Origin of the sequence: Gracilibacillus orientalis (assembly GCF_900114645.1) — a bacterium.
In the GTDB taxonomy this organism is placed as follows: Bacteria; Bacillota; Bacilli; order Bacillales; family Amphibacillaceae; genus Gracilibacillus; species Gracilibacillus orientalis.
The window spans coordinates 362,286-382,304 of sequence record NZ_FOTR01000001.1 but is presented as its reverse complement, the minus strand read 5'-3'; the positions used below and the strand labels follow the sequence as shown (position 1 = coordinate 382,304).

Here is a 20,019-nt window from a genome sequence, read left to right as displayed (position 1 = left end):
GAGTTGCGATTAGAAAGCATACATATATATGGTTTTGGAAAATGGATCGATCAGCATTTTTCTTTTCAGCAGGATGGTCATATTGAAATTGCTGGAGATAATGAATCTGGCAAAACAACATTACAGCAATTTATTTTATTCATGTTGTTTGGCTTGAAATCGAAACAGGTAGAGCGGTTCACACCGAAACAGGGCTCGACTGTGGGCGGAAGGTTAACTATTTCCGGACTTACCGATCATACCGTTACGATAGAACGGGTACATGGCAAGCATAAAAACCAGGCGATTATATATGGTGAGACTGGAGCACAAATGGATGATGAATGGTTACAAACTGCTTTACAAGGGATTGATCGTAAAGAATTTCAGTCGATCTATTCATTTGATGCCCATGATTTAAAGCAAATTCAAGATCTCGATAATGAATCTTTGCATGAAGTATTATTAGCGGTTGGTATGACAGGAACAGATCGGATCTACCATACAGAAAAAACAGTAGAGAAAAAGCTGGCGGATTTGTTTAAACCGTATGGAAAAAAGCCTGAGATTAATCAACTTTTTCAAGAGTTAGCGGACCTGAAAAAACAGTTAACCGAGGCCAAGGAAAAGGAAAGCCAGTATCAACGACGATTAGCGGAAATCGAACAAGTAGAAGAGCATTTATTCCAATGGGAGCAAGAAAAAAACAGTACCCAGAAACGACAAGAGCAAGTCGAAAAACGGTTAACACACTATGCTTTAATACAGGAGTATTATTTCACCACTGCTCAATTGAAAAGACAGAATCAAAACATTCCGTTCCCGGTAGAAGGTTTAAAACGGCTAAACGAATGGAAGGATTCGATACTACCTTTGAAAAGTGAAGAACAAGTGCTTCGCAATAATTTAGCGGAAATCGAGCAACGAATAACCAGCTTGGATCTATTGCCTGATGAAAAGTTAGAGACAATCGAGCTTGGTTTAAAGTTACATAAGGAAATCGATCAAATCGAAACAGATAGCCAACAAATTAGAAAACGCATTACTGCAATTGAAGAAGAAATCATCACGAAACTACAAAATATGCAGATTAATGTGACAATCGATCAATTACGTGAGGCAGAACTTCCTTTTTATTTAGAGGAAGCATGGGCAGATTTAGCCAGTCAACGTGAGAAATTAATCTTAGAAAAACAGTATGCCGAAAATGATAGGTCATCAACGACCAAAATCACACAGGAATTGATGGAAGAAAAAGAACAATTGCAACAATCACTGTTAGAACGTGAACAGGTAAAGCAATATAAAGATGAGCTAGCACAAGTGAATCAAGCAGAACAACAGACACAACAACAAGCGCAATTCCATAAATGGATACAGACGTATCAGAAGCAATTGAAAATATCCAGTTTCGTTATGCTTATTGGTTTTTTAATAGGAGCAGGACTTTTCTTCGTAACAGATTTAGTATGGTCCATTGTTACAGTTGTTCTTGCCATTGGTCAGAACATCGCAATTAGATTATATGGACAAGCATTCAAACAATGGTTACAGCCAGATCAGAAACAGTTAAAAACTATGAATCAAACGGAAATTATGAAGCGAGAGCGTATTATTCAGCAGCAATCTGAGCTCCAGCATTCATTAGCGGAAATCGAAAAAGATATGCAGAAATATCAAAACGAACGTTTAAAGCAAGAAGAGCGGCTCTCTTTTTTAAAGGAACGTATGAGCCAAATTGAACAAAAAATTACTGATCAGCAAAAGCAATATCCTTTTTTGGCCAATGTTGAATTGACTTATTGGCCAAGGCTTTATCAACAAGTGATCACACAAATAGAGAAGCTCTTAGAGATTAAACAATTAGAAACGGAAGTAAATAACCTTGAAGAGGATAAAAGGGAACAGCAACAAACCTTTGATGAACTGGCACTAGCTATGAATGATTTGGAATCAACTATTCAAAAGGAACAAGCAAAAAGAAATGAGCATACGCAACTACAAGCGAGAAGTACAGAAGTGCAGACACAACTAGCTGCTATTGTAGAGAAACAAAAACCGTATCAACAAGAAGTCAATCAATTATTACAAAAGGCAGAAGTGGAGACAGAGGAAGCGTTTATCGAAAAGGGTGAGCAAAAGGAAGAACTGCAGGCATTACAACAGAAACACAATCAGTTATATGATAGCTTAGCTGTGATATTCTCAGAAGAAGAGATTAAGCAAATTGCAGATGGGGATTTTGACGATGAAAAAACATTACAAATCATACTTGATGAGTGCAAACAAGCAATCAATGAAACTACTGAAAAAACAAAAGAAAAACAATCTTTATTAAGTGATCAAAAAGCAAGTGTGGCTATGTTAGAGGCAAATGAAGATGTTTCCATTCTTAAGCATCAATTAGCTTTAAAACAAGAAGAATTACAAGAGGTAGCTAAACAATGGTCCATTTATCAAGTGGCATTAACAAACTTAATGGAAGCAAAATCAATGTATTCACATAAATATATGCCGCAAGTGTTTGGACAGGCAAGTCATTATTTTAACAAGCTGACATTAGGCAGATATCAGCACATATATATAGAAGATAATGAAAAGATCATTGTAGAAGACAGGGATGGTTTTGTTTTTCATGTGATCGAATTATCACAGGCAACCAAGGATCAATTATACATAGCTATTCGTTTTGCTTTAAGTCATGTCATAGCCAACCGGTTAGCACTACCGTTTTTGATTGATGATGGTTTCGTACATTTTGATTCTAATCGGAAAGAAAAAATATTAGAGATTGTCGAAGAATTAAGCAAAGATCATCAAGTACTCTATTTCACTGCTAATCCAACAGCAAAAGCAAGTATTATATTATAATGGGGGAATGTACGATGGATAATATTATGTATAAAAGTGATATCACAATAACACCTAGGGATTTATCAGAAATTTTTCGTGTTTCTGGTATTAAACGACCTTACGAAAATTTAGGTCGCCTACAGCAAATGTTAGACCATGCCAATGTACTAGTAACCGCTTGGGATCAGGAAAAGATAGTTGGGGTGGCAAGAGGACTGACCGATTTCAGTTACTGCTGTTATTTGTCCGATTTAGCTGTTGATCAAGCGTATCAGCATCAGGGAATCGGTAAACAATTAATTGAACAGGTAAAGAAAGAGCTAAATGAACATGTTGCTCTGATTTTACTGTCAGCACCAGACGCCATGGATTATTACCCAAAAGTGGGCTTTGACAAAATAGAAAATGGTTATATTATTAAAAGGGAAAAATAAGCGAAAAAGTGAACGTAGAAAGAATTTTAATAAGTGGATGCTGTACGAGAATTCTTTTCAAGTACTTGCTATATATGAAGCAGGTTTCTTTTGGCTGTTAGTCTGTACTTATTGTATTGGACAGTGGTTATGCCTGCAGACTAAAGAAGTGAGTTTAGCGAAGAAACAGCTGTAATATCTATCAAGCCATCTTCCATCAAAAGGGGATGGCTTTGATTTATCACGATGCTAACCGTCCACTGATCATAGTCTCACTTTATTTTCTTCTTCGTAATACACGAATAAGAAAGAATAAGGCACCAAGGCAAATGAGTAGATAGAAAAAGTTAGAATAAATATCTAAATAACGGACAATATCTTCCCATGATTCTCCTACATAAGCTCCTAATAGAACTAAGACAGTGTTCCAAATTAATGTTCCTAAGGTTGTAAATAATAAAAATAGGGTAACATTCATTTGTGACATCCCTGCTGGTATCGAAATAAGACTGCGAACTATGGGAATAAACCGACAAAAGAAAATTGTCCAATAGCCATATTTATCAAACCATTCATCTGCTTTATGGATGTCCTCTTTTTTTAGGCGAAGAATGTATCCCCATTTTTCAACGATTTTTTCTAATCGTTGAATGTTAAGTAGCATGCCAATCAGATATAATACTATCGCTCCTAGAACAGAGCCGGCAGTTGACGAAAGAATCACACCAACGATGTGTAATGAAGATACGGTAGTGAAAAATCCGCCAAAAGTTAATACTACTTCAGATGGGATTGGTGGAAAGATATTTTCCAATGCAATTAAAAACATAATACCAAGATAACCAAATTCATTCATTACCGTGAAGAACCAGTCTTGCATGTTCACCATTCATCCTTTACAAGTTTTTGTACCATACTCGGCCGTTCTGTAAAGTTAAATGCCTCATAAAATGGTTGAGCATCCTTAGTGGCTAAAGCAAATTTTGTATTTTTAAGTGCAGGGTGTTCTAAAATGCATTGCATAAGAAAGGAACCAACTCCACGTCCCTGATATTCGGGATCAATTACTACGTCTAATATCCAGGAGAATACTGCCTGATCGGTGACTACTCGAGCAAATCCCATTTGTTTATCATCAATATAAACGCCAAATGAAAATGAATTTTCTATACTTTGCTTTATTGTCTCTTTGCTGCGATCATTCGCCCAATAAGTTGGCTTTAGAAGGTTATAGATTATATCCAGATCGAGTAATTCTTTATCATCACTCACCACAAAGTTGTTGTGATACCACTCCATAATGAAAATTCCCCATTTCTTCTATTTATCACGGTGCTAACTGTCTGTAATACCCCCACTTCAAGTAACACAAGGAAGCAAAGTGGGGGATAACAGACGCTACCACCTTAACACCCTAATCATAGTCTCACTTTATCACGTATTTCTCTTAAGATCTCGATGATTTCCTCATTCTGTTCCTTGATTTGGTCATGCTGTTTTCGAATGTTCGATAGGTCAAATGCTAGAATAATAAGTATGAGAAGGGCAATAATTATTATCATTTCAATACCTCGCTTTATACATCAATATTATTATAGTATCATATTATTATTCACAAATGTATAAAATGGATATTGTTATGATGTATGAAAAGGTGAAGTTATGCTCTATTTAATGATTTTTTCTATTATTGGTCTGCTATTAATATGTATTATCTCGATCCTGTTTATTATTGATATTGTTCTAAAGAAAAAGCATCCGTTCTCATTGTTCATATTGGTCATGTTATTTCTAATTCTTTTTATCATTTTCAGTGAATTTGTTTGATAAAAAAATAACTTGAATTATATCAAGTTATTTTTGCGGCGATATTTATCACGGTGCTAACCGTCTGTAAGACCCCACTGATCATAGTCTCTCTTTTCATGTTGAACGATCGTCTTATATAATGAAAGTGTCACTTATTTCTCCTCATCTGCTTCTGTATTCTCATAACGACTATCCAGGTAATCGACAATATGAATAATATAGCCTTCTAGATTACTAGGTTTACGAACAGCGCTGCCCCATTCAGGTAGTCCATGGTGACAAAGGATGCAGTGAGACATCAAGTGAATATCCTCCATTGTGACAGAAATGTTATGTTGCTCCATTACTTTAGATAATAACATTACACCATACGGAATATGACCAATGTTTACACCTAATGGATCCATCGCAATGCCAGCCTGTTTGCGATTTGGATCCTTAAATTCCCCTGTAGGAAAGAGAAAGTGGAAAATGTCAAATGATCTACCGGCATAATCATACTCTGCCAGTTTACCGATATCATGGAACAAAATACTTGTTAACAGTGCGTCATAGTTAATGCTATCATATTTGAACTCAGTCATTCCATGTACCATATGATAGAGATGATCAATACTGTCTTTCCATACGTATGTCGGTCTGCCATCATCTTCTTTTAATGAGTTCCAAATTTCCAGTTTATACTCCGTTTCTACTTTGTTGATTAATTGCATCACGGCACGGAAGGGATTGTCAGATTGAATGGTTATGTATCTGCAAAAACGCATCAGACCAACTGTGTGCTTGAGTAATCCCCCTAAATAATTATGATGAAATCCCTTCGCGGCAGGACTGATACGAAATCCTTCCCATAGTTGTTCCATCGCTTTGATAGCAATATCCTGATATGGTTGTTGTAATTCATATAGGTAGCCAAATAGTTCATCTCGCAATGCTGTTATATCTTGTTGTGTATAAGCCAATAAAGTAAAAGGATTGATGTCGTCCTTGCATGGTGTCATTTCATATACAGTAACACTCTTAAATCCGTTAAATTCATCAACTTGACCACGGATATCAAAGACACCTTTCTGTTCTAATAGAGGAAGCATGGTATCCACTTCACCGTTGTTATCCCACATTTTGGCGGAAATGTTTCCTGATTGATCGCTTAGCATAATTTTCAAAAAGGATTTATTTGTTTTTGTTTTTTTAACTTCGAAATCATTTAATAAAACTCGAGCTGTGACTGGTGTACCTTTTGTTAAAGTATTCAAATGAAGTCCCTTTATGGCTTCTGGTAAAGAAGGAACGGGGAAATTAGTTGAAAGAGACTGTTTTTGTTGATCTGTCAATTGATAATCAATTGTAATCATGTCATAAAAATAGTTCTCGGAATTCATCATTATCACTTCCTAATCTGGTTTTAAATGCAAACATTTGCTTATTATTAGAATAACATAAAAACCCCTATCTTCTCAGATGATAGAAGATAGGGGCATGTGTTGTATTATTTAGTTTATTCTTCAGAAGACTCTTCGCTATCTGTAGATTCCTCTTCAGAAGATTCACCTTCAGACGACTCTTGGTTATCCGTAGATTCCTCCCCAGCAGGCTCTTCAGTAGCAGGCTCTTCAAATGTGAATAAATCTTGGAATTCTTCGATTTGAACATCGATATCAGCATCTTTCATTAGACCTTGAATTTTTGTTTGCATAGCTGCTTGGTCAACTTTAGTGGATGCAATTTCTCTTCTTAATTGATCTTCTACATCTTCTAATGGTTCTACATCTTCTACTTCCACACGATCTGTAACTTTAATGACATGGAAGCCATTTGATGATTGGACAGGCTCACTGATTTCGTCAATTTCAAGATTATATGCTGCATCTTCAAATTCAGGAACCATTTGACCTGTTCCAAACTCACCTAAATCGCCACCATTATCTTTACTACCAGGGTCTGTGGAATATTCTCCTGCTAAGTCTGCAAAATCTTCACCATCATTTAACTTGTCAATGACCTCATTGGCGGTTGCTTCATCAGCTACAAGAATATGGCTGGCAACTAGATTTGTTTGCATTCTTTCATAGCGATTTTGAATTTCTTCATCAGTAACTTCTATATCTTCTGTTGCTGCTTTTTCTTGAAGCAAGTTGACACGTAAATCCTCGCGGAATGCATCTTCATCTTCATAACCATTTTGAGTTAAGACCATTTCCCATTGCTCGCCATATTCGCTTTTAAGAGTTTCAATTTCTTTATCTACTTCTTCATCTGATACCTCATATGTATCTTTGAGAATTGTCTCGAGCACTAACTGCTGAAGAACTTGATCACCAGCGGATGCTTTCAATTCTTCATAAAATGCATCCTTTGTAACATCACCTGAACTTGTTTCCACAACTGTTTCAGAATCATCTGAAGAACATGCGGAAAGTCCGATAACACTTGCTGCGATTGTTGCAGTGATTGCTAATTTTTTCATTATACCTACACTCCTACTATTTTTTTGAGCTATTTTTTACTCTTGCAATAATATAACACATTTTTTATTTTTAAAAACAATAAAAAATGATATTACATTATTTTTACTCATTTTTTATTAGGTATATATCACTTCGATATATGATGATACAAGTAAAATGGTAATTAGAATATTAATAGTTCGGAAAACATTGGGTTGTTTTTCCTGTGACATTTCAGTTTGTAAACAAAGTCTCATGGTTAGAGAATTGAATATAAATAATATAAATAAAGCAAAGGTGACAAAAACAAAAAGCATCAAGCTTACCTCCTTATTCTCATGACATTACTTTAACAAAAAATTAAAGATTTGAACAGTATGTCTCATTTATTAATTGAAAAGTATGTATGTAATCATTATATCATGCTTGTTAAGTAATCAAAAAAGAAGAAAAACATTACTTCTTCAATTTTCTGATACTACGCGCGTATGTTTACATCTGAAAACATACAAAAACCCGCTTCAAAAGTATCGAAACGGGTTTAACGTGGAATTAAAATATCATATCCTTGTTCTTCATTTGATATTAGGCATTTTTTCGGTGCTTTCCATAGATGGCGAATATATAGAAAATCAATATAAGATAAACTTAAATTAATAGCACCAACTAGTAGGAAATATGGATAATAAGATGGAACAAAATAACTGCTAACAATACAAGGTATGGTTATAACTATTGTCGGTGTCAATAAAGCGAAAAATAAAGTCGGTTTACTTGTTTTTGAATGATTACCTACATGAAAATTAGGGATGAATTTCTTCTCTAAAGTCCATTTTATTCGTAAGTGTTTATTGGTGACTTTTAAAGGCAAAATTCGTAATGCCTTGTGCAACAATGGTAATATTGCTACTCCTAGTATCACAGGGATTAGCCCATGGTCCTTTACTATGATATCTTTATGAATCAATGTAAATGGTAAATACAAAAAGATAAATGATAATAGTCCAAATAATGAAGATAAAATCAGGCTTCGATAAAATCCGAGTTGCTTTGTTACATTGATGGAATCCCAACAATTCACTAGGATCACCTCTTTTTCTATAGTCGATTTGTTTAATTAATACTACATGACTATAGTATGTTTCGTATGAAAAATCAATAGGTTTTATGTAATTTTTTTGACGGCCGCTTATATATTATGGTATGGACGTAAAAAAGAGTTGGCACTGAGCCAACTCTTCCTTGTTAGTTTCCTGACTGGGTGTTTGTTTTGTCTTCCAGTTCTTTTAAACTTTCTTCAATTTGAGTTAAATATTTTTGAATATTTTTTTGATGCGGTTCGACCGTTTTCTTCCAAGATTCAATGGATTCTTTCACATCTTCGGAAAGGTCCTTAACTAAAGCTGCACCTTCTTTTGATGTTTTCGTAATTTGTTCTTTTAGGTCGACACCTTCAGTTCTTAAATGGTTAATATAGCGAATAGCTTCATCGCTCTTTCCTTTAACATCAGTTCGTAATTCTTTTCCTGCTTTAGGTGTACTTAAAAGTGTAGCAGCAGCACTTACTAATCCTCCAGCTAAAAAGCCGATTAATAATGACTTGCTGTTAATCATTCCGAACACTCCTTTCATATTTATAACATTCTCTTTTTCAATGATAATCAAACCATAATTTTTAAAAAAGTTAAAGGTTTGTTGATATTGTAGAGGACATATCAGCTAAATCATATTTATCTTCATGTGTGATCCAATTAGGCTTGAAACCGTCTGTTTCATCATAACGAGGGATTAGATGAATATGTAAATGGAATACAGATTGCCCGGCAGCTTCCTCGTTATTATTAAGTATATTGATTCCAGTTGGTTGAAATGATTCTTTTAGCGCATTTGCAATTTTCGGTACACGTGCAAACAGTTTGGCAGCAAGTGCATCATCAGTTTCATATATGTTTTTGGTATGATTTTTAGGTATGACTAAGGTATGACCCTTTGTCACTTGACTAATGTCAAGAAATGCGTAAACATCTTCGTCTTCATAAACCTTTGCAGACGGGATGTCACCTGCTACAATTTTGCAAAAAATACAATCTTCATGTGTTTCCATATCGTTCGCTCCTTCTATTTAAAAGTCTTATTATGCAATAATTTCAGGTCATGAGGTATGCTATTTTCCATTTCTTCTATTATACATTATTTTTATTCTTCTTTAAAACGCTAAGAGGTAAAAAAATAGCAGGAGTGCTACAAAACGATATATCGCGTTTCGTAACACATCCTGCATGAAGGGGAGAAGATTTTTACTTTATCCTCAAACCGGGGAAGATTATATTGGATAAAGAAAGTGATTTCAAGTTAGAAAGCAATATTTATCACGGTGCCTCATTGCTTTATCACTAGATGAAAGGATCGATATAACACTTTACTTTACCCCTTCATCAAATAGTTTGCGCCATAATTTTTTCTTTATGCAAATAAAATTTGGTATAATGAATAGGACATGGTAATACGTATAATGAAATGATAAATAGAAGGGGTGGTAAATGATGGAACCTTTATTACATATTAAAGATCTCGAAGGTGGTTATACACATAAAAATGTACTGCATGGTATTTCATTTGATGTGAAGCCGAATGAAATAGTGGGATTAATCGGTTTAAACGGTGCGGGAAAAAGTACGACGATTAAACACGTGATCGGATTAATGCAAGCCAAAAAAGGAACTGTCTCAATCAAAGGGAAGACGTTCCAGGAAGCACCTGAAAGTTACAGGCAACATTTTTCTTATATTCCGGAAATGCCTGTTTTATATGATGAATTAACATTAGAAGAGCATTTACGGTTAACCGCTATGGCTTACGAATTACCGGAAGAAGTGTATCAGGCACGTGTTACCCCTTTGTTAAAAGAATTTCGATTGGACAAGAAATTAAAATGGTTTCCAATCCATTTTTCCAAAGGGATGAGACAAAAGGTGATGATCATGTGTTCGTTTCTGGTGGAGCCTGATTTATATATTGTGGACGAGCCTTTTGTCGGATTAGATCCACTTGGTATTCAATCTTATCTGCAATGGATGAATCAAATGAAAGACCAAGGTGCGGGTGTATTAATGTCGACACATATTTTAGCAACGGCAGAGCGTTATTGTGATCGCTTTGTTATTCTGCATGATGGCTTAATTCGTGCAAAAGGTTCATTGGAAGAATTAAGAGCAGCTTTTGACCGGCCACAAGCAACATTAGATGATCTTTATATCCAATTAACGAAAGAAGCCGATCAATATGCTTAATGCGCATCGCTTGTTTGTTGAACGTTTAGCTGCACATATGAAAGAACTAAGTCGTTATTTACGCTATATTATAACAGGGCATATCGTGATTGCTATGATGTTTATTGTCTCAGCAATGTCTGTTTATTATCAGCAGTTTTTAGAGGATATTCCTGACTATTTTCCGTCAGCCTGGGTGATCGCGATCGTATTAGGTGTGGTAACCGCACACAGCCCGATTCAAACTTTGTTAAAGAGGGCGGATATTGTATTTCTGATTCCGGCTGAGCCTCAACTTTCCGGATATTTTGTTCGAGCTTTATTCTACAGTTTTGTAACCCAACTTTACTTATTTGTATTAGCAATGGCTGCCGTTGCACCGTTGTATATGGCCGTTTTTCCTGGGAATTCAACTTATGGCTTATTATTTGTCGTATTGTTCATTATTAAAGGATGGAGTTTAGTTGCGAATTGGTGGATGTTACGTGTTAGGGATAAAAATATCAGAGTAATGGATAAAATGGTCCGTTTTTCCTTAATTGTGACATTGGTTTATTTTTTTCTTGTTCAGGAGCTGATCTTTTTAGCGGTGATTACTGTTTTACTCATTGTTCTTTTTGCCACTAATTATCAGACAGCAAGAAAACATAAGGCGTTAAATTGGGATTTGTTAATTGAAAGTGATTATTTGCGAATGCGATCCTTTTACCGTTTAGCCAATATGTTCACAGATGTACCACATATGGAAACACAGATAAAAAAGCGTCACTGGCTGGCACGCTTGTTAACTGGATCAATCCCTTTTCAACAGAAGCAGACCTATCCTTATATGTATCGTTTAACAACAGTTAGAAGCGGAGAATATTTAGGTATATATGTCAGGTTGCTTATCATTGGTGGGTTATTGATTTATTTCGTTCCCAATCCATGGCTAAAGCTTATTTTTGCCCTGTTATTTATGTATATGATCTTTTTGCAAGTGATTCCGTTATGGAAACACCATGCAACCTTAGTATGGTTAGACCTTTATCCGATTGCAAATCAAGTACGAGAGCAGGCTTTTATTAAATGGATGCAGCAGTTAATTATGTTCGTAGGTGTATTACTTGTGCTATTCCTTTTTGTGATAGGGGAATGGTTAATGGGGCTTATAATGGCAATCGCTGCTTTATTATTTATTGTTATAGTGATTCCGAACTATTTAAATAAAAAGATATACCAGTGAAATATCTTTTTACATGTTTGAATACATGAATGGAATATAGTTATAGAAAAAGAGCATCAAATTACAACTTGATGCTCTCATTTTTTGAAATAGCTCCAAAAAATAAACAATACCCATTTATTAGTAGAAAATTAATGTAATGTCATTTATACTACGTGTATTAAAATAAGACTATCCAGGTGTATGTAGTGAACAAGATTTGTTATGTTTTGCATACATACTCCAATATTGTAGAAGAGAAAGGTGAGATTTCATTTGCAATACATGATAAAGGTAGCATCTTTACTAAGTTTTACGCTGTTGCTTATCAGTTGTAGTCAAGAAGAAACGATTAACTTTGAAGACGCCAACTTGGAAGCTGCGATTGAATCAGAGTTAGGCGAGTCCTTCACAGAAGAGGAAGTAGAAGAAATTACGGCATTGAATTTGGCTGATGACAATATTTCTGATTTAGAAGGATTGCAACATTTTTCTTCGTTAGAAACTGTGTCATTGCAAGATAATCAGGTGAAAGATTTTTCGGAATTGCAAGAATTGGAACAGTTAGAATCAGTGAATGTGGTTGGTAATCCTTTGGAGGAAAGTCAGGAACAATTGGATCAACTCTCGGAAAAAGGGATTAACGTTATTCAATCTGTGGGCAGATCAGATGGGCCAGGCGGATTTTTGTGGAAAGTAGAAGATGAAAATACGGAAGTTTATTTACAAGGAACGATACATGCAGGGGTGGAAGATTTTTATCCGTTGCATGAAGAGATAGAAAAGGCCTATTTAAAAGCAGATGTGGTCGTTCCTGAGGTGGATATTACGAATGTTGATCAATCGGAAATGCAACAAATAAATATGGAGTTAGGCACTTATCAAGATGGTTCAACGGTAAAAGATCATATTTCGGAAGATGTCTTTTCAGAACTTGAAGATACACTTAGTCAATTTGGCATTCCACTAGAAGCGGTCGAAATGTACAAACCATGGTTATTGGCAAATACTGTTCAACAGTTAATGACACAACAGTTAGGGTACACTTCAGGGGTAGATCAATATTTTCTTAATAAAGCATCGGAGGATGGCAAAGAAGTTATTGATTTGGAAACCGCAGAAGAGCAACTAGAAATCTTTGCCGATACTTCAGAGGAATATCAAGAGTCCATGTTAGAATCTTCCTTAATGAATGTGCTGGCATTTGAGCAGCAAATGCAGGAATTGTTTGAAACTTATGAGCAAGGTGATGAAGATAAATTGCTTGAAGTGCTGTCAGAAGAAGAAATTGGTTCATCGGAAAAGAAGGAAGAAAACGAAGCTTTTTTACAAGCAATAAATGGTGACAGGAATCATAATATGGCTGACCAAATTATCCGCTTTTTAGAAGAGGATGAAGCAGATACTTACTTTGTTATGGTAGGTAGTCTACATTTGTTGGAAGATCCTCATATTCGATCCATTCTTGAAGAAGAAGGATATCAAGCAGAGCGTATTCACTAAGGAAACACGTGTTAAAAGGCTAGCATTATTTCACTGCTAGCCTTTATCACGGTGGTAATCTCCGTAAAACACCCCACTGCTAAAGCCTATTATACAATCTATCCATTTACATTTAACGTAGCGGCTATTAATGTTTTAGCTGCTATTTTCATGGCACGTTCATCGAAATCAAACATCGGGTGATGGTGTGGCACGAAGCCATTTTCAATTTGAGCACCCGTAAAGAAATAGGCACCAGGTTTTTCTTCCAAATAGTATGCAAAATCTTCGCCTGTCATACTCGGTGCAATCATTTCAGCCTTCTCTACTTCTTTCACCTGTTTGGCAGCAGTTAATACCTTTTCAGCATGCTCGGCATGATTGACTACTGGTCGGTATCCGTAGGAAAAATTAAAATCATATGATACGTCATACCCAATGCATGTGCCTTTGATCACTTTTTCGATTTCCTCTTCAATAAAATGTTGAACTTCCGGATTAAACGTGCGTACCGTACCATCAATTGTCGCTATATCGGGAATAACATTGTACGCATTACCTGCATGGAATTGTCCGATTGACAAGACGGCGGTTTCCAAAGGATCGATACGTCTGCTGACGATTTGCTGCAGGTTCGTTACTAATTGTGAACCAACCACAATTGGATCTTTTGTCTGATGCGGGATTGCACCGTGACCACCTTTTCCTTTTATATGAACTGTGAAACGGTCCGCTGCTGCCATGAAATTACCTTTTGACGTTTGAACCAGTCCGTATGGTGTACTGGTCCATAGGTGTGTTCCATAGATCACATCGACATTTTCTAATACGCCCGCTTCAATCATTGGCTTGGCACCACCTGGGGCTAGCTCTTCTGCGTGCTGATGGATAAAAACAACTGTACCGGCTAGATCTTCCTGATGTTTTTTCAAGACTTTGGCAACGGCAAGTAATGTTGTTGTATGCCCATCGTGCCCACAAGCATGCATAACTCCATCATTTTTTGATTTATAGGGCAGGTCTTTTTCATCTTGAATTGGTAGTGCATCAAAGTCAGCACGTAATGCTACGGTTTTACCAGGCTTAGCCCCTGTTAAAGTGGCTACAATACCGTTTCCTCCAACATTTGCTTGATACGGAATATCTAGTAATTTATATTGTTCTTGAATGAATGCTGCTGTTTTATATTCCTGAAAGGAAAGCTCCGGATATTGGTGTAAAAACCTGCGCATTTCCACCATTTCATCATATAAAGCATCTATTTCCGCAAATAAAGTATCCTTCATGTTCTCACCCCACCGAAGATTTTCTTTTTATCACGATGCTAATCGTCCGTAAATCCCTACTTAAGGTTCGAGTTAATCAAAGAAGCATAACGGACGCTAACACCTGATAAGTTTCGCTAACCATCAGTGGGAGTCAAAAACCCCCACTGATGGAAGTCTTACTTTATTATATCATAGATTTCTAGACTTTCCTTTTTGTGAGAACGCGGAATGTATTATAAGATAAAACTAATAAAAAACAACCTCCAAGTCAATGGAAGTTGTTTTCTTCTATATTAAAAAGGGGGGGTTAACGAGTTATTGAAAGCTCTTGTCTGACAAAAGTCGTTCTGTTTCTTCCTTGTGACTTGTTTCATCTGAAATAATATCTTCTAATTTAACAACAAGTTCTGTTAAGCCAAGCTCACTTGCTTGTTGTTTTCTTGTTTCATAGCGTTCAATGGTGTCTTTTTCAGCTTGATACGTAGCTTCTAACAAATCTTTGACATCTGTTAGCTGTTCGACTTTCGCTGGTGTTGTAGTAGGTGTACCACCTAGTGTTTTGATTTTATCGGACAAGTATAAAGCGTGACCGATTTCATCATTTATTTCATCTTCGAAAAATGGTTTCAAGAAGGAACGATATAATCCAGAAACAACGGATGCATGGTACGTATACATGATCGTTGCTGCATATTCATTTGCTAAATCCTCATTTAATCCATTAATTAAAGTTTGTAATTTTTCTTGATCTTTGGCCATTTACTTCAACATCCTTTCATTTTATTATCTCTACTATATATCTACCCTTATCGAGAATTTATTAAACATATAAATCAATAAATTTTTGTGTTGGCGAATATTTAATCCTATGTTATCCTTTTCCTATAAGAGGATGTTCAAAAAGGCACCAAATGATAAGCGGCGAATCTCTTTGTTGACTTGTTTTTCCGTTCCTTGGAAAAGAAAAGCACTTTTCCTGCGTGCGATGTAGATTCTATGGAGCTTTCCTTTGTGCTCACGTATCTAAAAGCATACGTTCCGCTACTCAAAACTTCGCCGCCTCGATCTTCTTGCTTCTAATTTGGCACCTTTTTGAACACGAACTATAAAAAAATACGTTAGAACACTAGGGGAGCCAATTGGCTGAGACGAATCTTCGGACCCTTTGAACCTGAACTGGTTAACACCAGCGGAGGGAAGTGGTAGGAAAATCGATTATAATCAAACTTTCGATAAAAACCACTCGTCCACGCTGGATGGGTGGTTTTTTTAATCCAAGGAAGAAAGCATAAACGGAGATGTCTAGTTCCATGCGCCAAAAACTAGGCGACTTCCCGAAAGCGCCCTACGATAAGTCATCATCGGTTCGCATGCTCACCGTGATTCCTTTATCTCAGTTGCTTCGGTCCAGTCGCTACGTTTTTAAGCGGGCGCTTTGCGCTTTTCTTAATTCCCTCTAGAGTAAAGGAGTAGGACCAATGCGGGGCATTCACCTTATTTCAAATGGCAGATTGACAGAGCAAGATTTGCAGCTAGTTCCAGAGATTATCGAACACATTGATTTTATTCATCTTCGAGAAAAGACCAAAACAGCGAAAGAAATACTACAAATGATTGATTTTTTGTTGGATACAGGTGTACCAGCTGATCGGATTATCATCAATGACCGTGCAGATGTTGCATGGGTGAAAAAATGCAGGGGAGTACAGCTTGCATTTCATAGTATCCCGGTTGCAGATGTGAAACACTCCTTCCCAAAGATCAGTATCGGGAAGTCAGTACATTCCATGGATGAAGCAATTGCTGCAGAACAAAATGGTGCAGACTTTCTATTATATGGTCATATTTTTTCAAGTAACTCTAAACTAGGTGTCACACCAAGAGGTATACCTGCGTTAAAGAATGTCACCGAAAATGTTTCACTTCCTGTCATCGCCATTGGCGGGATTACCGAACAAAATAGTAGCGAAGTAATTGGCGCTGGGGCAAGTGGTGTAGCAATTATGTCAGGAGTATGGGATGCCGAAGATCCAACCGTAGCATTAAAGCGCTACCGTAAAGTGTTCGACAAGAGGAAGGAGGAACATCTTGACTAACCATTTTGATCAAATCATTGTTGGCGGTGGAGTCATGGGAGCATCAACTGCCTATGAATTAAGTAAAAGGGGCAACCAGGTTCTACTGTTAGAAGAGAATACAATTGCAGCTGAGGCATCTAGTGCAGCTGCTGGTATGTTAGGTGTGCAAATGGAGTTCGAACAAGACTCATCATTATTTCAATTTGCCAAAGAAAGCAGAGAATTATTTCCTAAATTAGCTAAAGAACTACTTCAGGATAGCGGAATTGACATACAGTTAATCGAGAAAGGAGCATTGAAACTTGTTTATCACCAAGATGATATCGATGCTCTAAAAAGAATCGCAACCTTCCAGACCCAACAAGGAGCAGAGGCAAAAGTGATATCTCCAGTAACTATAGTGGAAAAAGAACTGGCTACTGATTTTCATGCTGCCCTTTATTGTCCGACAGAAGGTCAAGTATCAGCACCACATCTAACGAAGGCATTCGCAAAAGCTGCAGAACATCATGGTGCTGTGATCATGGAACAGACAAGGGTACAAGATATCATCATCGAAAAAGGAAAAGTGACAGGCGTGAAAACCGATGGGAAAACGTATAGCGCTGATCGTGTCATCATGACATGTGGGTTTAAGAGCTCTCATTTTTCCCGATACGTTAAACAACTTACACCTGTGAAAGGGGAATGTCTTTCCGTTGTGACGGAAAAGCCACTGATTCAATCGACCATCTTTACAGAGGGTTGCTACCTCGTCCCTAAAGGAGGTAATCGAATCATTATTGGAGCAACATCAATGCCAAATCAAACGAATAAAGATGTGAAGGTAGCTAGTGTGTTGCATTTGTTATCGCGAGCCAAACAGATACTACCGGCATTAAACCAGGCAACCATTGAAAAGACTTGGGCAGGTGTACGTCCACTAACAAAAGATGGTCTGCCCTATTTAGGAGAAGTACCAGATGTCTCAGGATTATATGTAGCAACAGGACATTATCGCAATGGCATATTACTGGCACCGAGAACCTCAACATTTTTGGCAGATATTGTCGAAGGAAAACAAGTTAATCAAACTTACTTGGATGCGTTTTCGTTAAAAAGAGAAAGTCTCATTTCTGTTTAAAAGGAGGGTTGATCTTGGAGATTACCGTAAATGGCGACGTGTTAACAGTAAAGGAAGATATCACAAATATTGAAGAATTAGTTCAGGAATTGCATCTGGAGAAGAAATCACTAATTGTTGAGCATAACCAAACCATTTTAAAAAAAGACAAACATAAAGAAACGGCAATTTCAGAAGGTGACAAATTGGAAATTGTCCATTTTGTAGGAGGAGGATGATCGACAATGCTTAAAGTAGGTAATTATACATTTAATTCAAGATTATTTTTAGGAACAGGGAAATATCCAAACTATGATATGCAAAAACAAGCGGTAGATGTATCAGAAACAGAAGTCCTGACTTTTTCGGTACGCCGGATGAATATTTTTGATGCGGATCAACCGAATTTTTTGGAAAAAATAGATTTGGAGAAGTATCGTTTTCTACCAAATACAGCTGGTGCCAAAAATGCAGAAGAAGCAGTAAGAATCGCTAAATTAGCGGATGCATCAGGACTTTGTGACATGGTAAAAGTAGAAGTGATCGGTTGTGATAAAACATTACTTCCAGATCCTGTAGAAACGTTAAAAGCGACAGAGACATTACTTGCGGAAGGGTTCACCGTATTGCCATACACGTCTGACGATGTTGTACTTGCTAGAAAACTAGAAGAATTAGGTGCGCATGCCATTATGCCGGGAGCTTCACCAATTGGTTCTGGGCAAGGCATTATTAATCCATTAAACTTGCAATTTATTATGGATCAAGCTAATGTTCCTGTGATTGTAGATGCCGGAATTGGTTCGCCTAAAGATGCTGCTTATGCAATGGAATTAGGTGCAGATGGTGTTCTTCTTAATACGGCTGTTTCCGGTGCACATGATCCTGTCAAGATGGCGCATGCGATGAAGTTGGCAGTGGAAGCGGGCCAATTAGGATTTGAAGCAGGGCGGATAGCGAAGAAAGAATATGCGGTGGCAAGTAGTCCTAAGGAAGGGATAAGTCTTGGTAAATAATCGTTATCATCGGCAAATGCTCTTCGAACCAATTGGAGAAACAGGGCAAAAAAGATTACAGGAAAGTCATGTGGTGATTGTTGGTGTAGGTGCACTTGGTTCAAGCAGTGCAGAAATGCTGGCAAGAGCAGGAGTTGGAACGTTAACCTTAATTGACCGTGATTATGTGGAAGAAACCAATTTGCAACGACAACAGCTTTTTTCAGAAGAAGATGTTCGCAGGCAAACACCTAAAGTGATTGCCGCTAAAAAACGGTTGGAAGTAATTAATCACTTTACCACCATCCATGCTGAAGTGATTGATGCTGGGGTGGATGAACTAGAATTAATTGTGCCGAAAGCGGATGTGGTGATCGATGCCACTGACAATTTTGATACACGATTAATTATTAACGATATTTGTCAAAAACATCAGAAACCATGGATTTATGGGGCTTGTGTCGCCAGTTACGGTGTGACATTCACGGTTTTACCAGAGGAAACACCATGTTTGCAATGTTTGATGGATCATATACCAAGTGATGGGGCAACGTGTGATACAGTAGGGATCATTAGTCCAGCGGTACAAATGGTTGTATCCCATCAAGTTACAGAGGTGCTGAAAATAATAACTGGGAATCTTGATACACTTTCTGGTAAATTAATCGCTTTTGATATATGGAAAAATCAACAAATGGAATTGAAAGTAGCGAGTTTAAAAGATGACAAGTGTCCATCATGTGTAAAAAAACAATATCCACATTTAACTTATCAATCTCAACTGAAAACTGCGGTATTATGTGGCAGAAATACGGTTCAAATAAGAACAAGTGCAGAAAAAATCATTCACTTTGATGAGATGAAACAACACTTGGAACGTAATAAACAGATCAAATTATTTACCAATCCTTATTTGTTATCGTTTGAGGTAGACAAATATCGAGTTGTCGTATTTCGGGATGGGCGAACGCTTATACATGGAACGAAAAATGTGCAAGAAGCAAAAAAAGTATATTATCAATATGTAGGTTGAAGCAACTTTTTTCGGAGTTGCTTCTTTTTTCACAAATCATTCATTTGTTTTTCAGATGCTTGTATGTATAATTAATGTGAGAGGAGA

The 20,019-nt window shown here is 36.8% G+C and carries 20 protein-coding genes and 1 riboswitch; of the genes, 10 read left to right on the top strand and 10 right to left on the bottom strand.

The genetic code is table 11. The features are described 5' to 3' along the window. Positions 1–3 precede the first annotated feature (3 nt). Both BM121_RS01875 and BM121_RS01870 read left to right on the top strand, forming a co-directional pair. The gene (locus tag BM121_RS01875; protein ID WP_091480373.1) at positions 4–2,850 is read left to right on the top strand and encodes an ATP-binding protein; all 2,847 of its coding nucleotides are present in this window, start codon (positions 4–6) and stop codon (positions 2,848–2,850) included. Between the two features lie 14 nt (positions 2,851–2,864). Then, complete coding sequence (locus BM121_RS01870; protein ID WP_091480370.1) at positions 2,865–3,266, top strand: GNAT family N-acetyltransferase; 402 nt, start codon at positions 2,865–2,867, stop codon at positions 3,264–3,266. Between the two features lie 256 nt (positions 3,267–3,522). Here the strand turns inward: BM121_RS01870 and BM121_RS01860 are convergent, their stop codons facing one another. The 8 genes from BM121_RS01860 to BM121_RS01825 form a co-directional block, all read right to left on the bottom strand. Further along, positions 3,523–4,125, bottom strand: a complete 603-nt coding sequence (locus tag BM121_RS01860) for a DedA family protein (protein WP_091480362.1) — start codon at positions 4,123–4,125, stop codon at positions 3,523–3,525. A gap of 2 nt (positions 4,126–4,127) precedes the next feature. Continuing rightward, complete coding sequence (locus tag BM121_RS01855) at positions 4,128–4,544, bottom strand: GNAT family N-acetyltransferase (protein ID WP_091480356.1); 417 nt, start codon at positions 4,542–4,544, stop codon at positions 4,128–4,130. 662 nt (positions 4,545–5,206) lie between these two features. Then, on the bottom strand, positions 5,207–6,436 hold the full coding sequence (locus BM121_RS01850) for a hydrolase (protein ID WP_091480350.1): 1,230 nt from the start codon (positions 6,434–6,436) through the stop codon (positions 5,207–5,209). A gap of 116 nt (positions 6,437–6,552) precedes the next feature. Beyond that, positions 6,553–7,521: a peptidylprolyl isomerase gene (locus tag BM121_RS01845; protein WP_091480347.1), complete on the bottom strand. Its 969-nt coding sequence runs from the start codon at positions 7,519–7,521 to the stop codon at positions 6,553–6,555. 117 nt (positions 7,522–7,638) lie between these two features. Continuing rightward, positions 7,639–7,818 carry a hypothetical protein gene (locus BM121_RS22340; protein ID WP_091480344.1) on the bottom strand — a complete coding sequence of 60 codons (180 nt, stop codon included), beginning with the start codon at positions 7,816–7,818 and terminating at the stop codon, positions 7,639–7,641. A 224-nt stretch (positions 7,819–8,042) separates the two neighbouring features. Beyond that, positions 8,043–8,582: a DUF3267 domain-containing protein gene (locus BM121_RS01835; protein WP_091480342.1), complete on the bottom strand. Its 540-nt coding sequence runs from the start codon at positions 8,580–8,582 to the stop codon at positions 8,043–8,045. A 164-nt stretch (positions 8,583–8,746) separates the two neighbouring features. Then, on the bottom strand, positions 8,747–9,115 hold the full coding sequence (locus BM121_RS01830; protein ID WP_091480339.1) for a YtxH domain-containing protein: 369 nt from the start codon (positions 9,113–9,115) through the stop codon (positions 8,747–8,749). A gap of 70 nt (positions 9,116–9,185) precedes the next feature. Beyond that, entirely contained in the window at positions 9,186–9,605 is a 420-nt protein-coding gene (locus BM121_RS01825; RefSeq protein WP_091480336.1) for an HIT family protein, read from the bottom strand. 439 nt (positions 9,606–10,044) lie between these two features. Here BM121_RS01825 and BM121_RS01820 point away from each other — a divergent pair, with 439 nt between their 5' ends. The 3 genes from BM121_RS01820 to BM121_RS01810 all read left to right on the top strand — a co-directional run bounded on the left by BM121_RS01820 (position 10,045) and on the right by BM121_RS01810 (position 13,477). Continuing rightward, on the top strand, positions 10,045–10,791 hold the full coding sequence (locus BM121_RS01820) for an ABC transporter ATP-binding protein (protein WP_091480332.1): 747 nt from the start codon (positions 10,045–10,047) through the stop codon (positions 10,789–10,791). Continuing rightward, positions 10,784–11,995: an ABC transporter permease gene (locus BM121_RS01815; RefSeq protein WP_091480329.1), complete on the top strand. Its 1,212-nt coding sequence runs from the start codon at positions 10,784–10,786 to the stop codon at positions 11,993–11,995. Before BM121_RS01820 ends, BM121_RS01815 begins: the two co-directional genes overlap by 8 nt. A gap of 264 nt (positions 11,996–12,259) precedes the next feature. Next, complete coding sequence (locus BM121_RS01810) at positions 12,260–13,477, top strand: TraB/GumN family protein (protein WP_245780720.1); 1,218 nt, start codon at positions 12,260–12,262, stop codon at positions 13,475–13,477. 98 nt (positions 13,478–13,575) lie between these two features. Here BM121_RS01810 and BM121_RS01805 read toward each other — a convergent pair whose 3' ends face one another. Then, a complete protein-coding gene (locus tag BM121_RS01805) occupies positions 13,576–14,742 on the bottom strand; it encodes a M20 family metallopeptidase (RefSeq protein ID WP_091480325.1) in 1,167 nt (388 codons plus the stop codon). Positions 14,743–15,039: 297 nt separating this feature from the next. After that, entirely contained in the window at positions 15,040–15,483 is a 444-nt protein-coding gene (locus BM121_RS01800) for a ferritin-like domain-containing protein (RefSeq protein WP_091480322.1), read from the bottom strand. Positions 15,484–15,842: 359 nt separating this feature from the next. Further along, positions 15,843–15,939: riboswitch (TPP riboswitch) on the top strand. Between the two features lie 263 nt (positions 15,940–16,202). Between BM121_RS01800 and tenI the strand changes: the two genes are divergently transcribed. The 5 genes from tenI to BM121_RS01775 are packed head-to-tail and all read left to right on the top strand — an operon-like array spanning position 16,203 to position 19,932. Continuing rightward, positions 16,203–16,820 carry a thiazole tautomerase TenI gene (gene tenI, locus BM121_RS01795; protein WP_091480318.1) on the top strand — a complete coding sequence of 206 codons (618 nt, stop codon included), beginning with the start codon at positions 16,203–16,205 and terminating at the stop codon, positions 16,818–16,820. Next, entirely contained in the window at positions 16,813–17,925 is a 1,113-nt protein-coding gene (gene thiO / locus BM121_RS01790) for a glycine oxidase ThiO (RefSeq protein WP_091480314.1), read from the top strand. The genes tenI and thiO overlap by 8 nt, the downstream gene beginning before the upstream one ends. A 14-nt stretch (positions 17,926–17,939) precedes the next feature. Further along, positions 17,940–18,143: a sulfur carrier protein ThiS gene (thiS, locus tag BM121_RS01785; protein ID WP_091480311.1), complete on the top strand. Its 204-nt coding sequence runs from the start codon at positions 17,940–17,942 to the stop codon at positions 18,141–18,143. Positions 18,144–18,149: 6 nt separating this feature from the next. Next, complete coding sequence (locus BM121_RS01780; protein ID WP_091480308.1) at positions 18,150–18,920, top strand: thiazole synthase; 771 nt, start codon at positions 18,150–18,152, stop codon at positions 18,918–18,920. A gap of 16 nt (positions 18,921–18,936) precedes the next feature. Further along, entirely contained in the window at positions 18,937–19,932 is a 996-nt protein-coding gene (locus BM121_RS01775; protein WP_139220243.1) for a ThiF family adenylyltransferase, read from the top strand. Positions 19,933–20,019: the final 87 nt, after the last annotated feature.

Coding starts and splice junctions, on each gene's coding strand:
- BM121_RS01870 (WP_091480370.1), top strand. CDS start 2,865: ATGGATAATATTATGTATAAAAGTGATATCACAATAACACCTAGGGAT.
- BM121_RS01855 (WP_091480356.1), bottom strand. CDS start 4,544: ATGGAGTGGTATCACAACAACTTTGTGGTGAGTGATGATAAAGAATTA.
- BM121_RS01860 (WP_091480362.1), bottom strand. CDS start 4,125: ATGCAAGACTGGTTCTTCACGGTAATGAATGAATTTGGTTATCTTGGT.
- tenI (WP_091480318.1), top strand. CDS start 16,203: ATGCGGGGCATTCACCTTATTTCAAATGGCAGATTGACAGAGCAAGAT.
- BM121_RS01815 (WP_091480329.1), top strand. CDS start 10,784: ATGCTTAATGCGCATCGCTTGTTTGTTGAACGTTTAGCTGCACATATG.
- BM121_RS22340 (WP_091480344.1), bottom strand. CDS start 7,818: ATGCTTTTTGTTTTTGTCACCTTTGCTTTATTTATATTATTTATATTC.
- BM121_RS01810 (WP_245780720.1), top strand. CDS start 12,260: ATGATAAAGGTAGCATCTTTACTAAGTTTTACGCTGTTGCTTATCAGT.
- BM121_RS01800 (WP_091480322.1), bottom strand. CDS start 15,483: ATGGCCAAAGATCAAGAAAAATTACAAACTTTAATTAATGGATTAAAT.
- BM121_RS01805 (WP_091480325.1), bottom strand. CDS start 14,742: ATGAAGGATACTTTATTTGCGGAAATAGATGCTTTATATGATGAAATG.
- BM121_RS01845 (WP_091480347.1), bottom strand. CDS start 7,521: ATGAAAAAATTAGCAATCACTGCAACAATCGCAGCAAGTGTTATCGGA.
- BM121_RS01850 (WP_091480350.1), bottom strand. CDS start 6,436: ATGAATTCCGAGAACTATTTTTATGACATGATTACAATTGATTATCAA.
- BM121_RS01820 (WP_091480332.1), top strand. CDS start 10,045: ATGGAACCTTTATTACATATTAAAGATCTCGAAGGTGGTTATACACAT.
- BM121_RS01825 (WP_091480336.1), bottom strand. CDS start 9,605: ATGGAAACACATGAAGATTGTATTTTTTGCAAAATTGTAGCAGGTGAC.
- BM121_RS01830 (WP_091480339.1), bottom strand. CDS start 9,115: ATGATTAACAGCAAGTCATTATTAATCGGCTTTTTAGCTGGAGGATTA.
- BM121_RS01780 (WP_091480308.1), top strand. CDS start 18,150: ATGCTTAAAGTAGGTAATTATACATTTAATTCAAGATTATTTTTAGGA.
- BM121_RS01775 (WP_139220243.1), top strand. CDS start 18,937: ATGCTCTTCGAACCAATTGGAGAAACAGGGCAAAAAAGATTACAGGAA.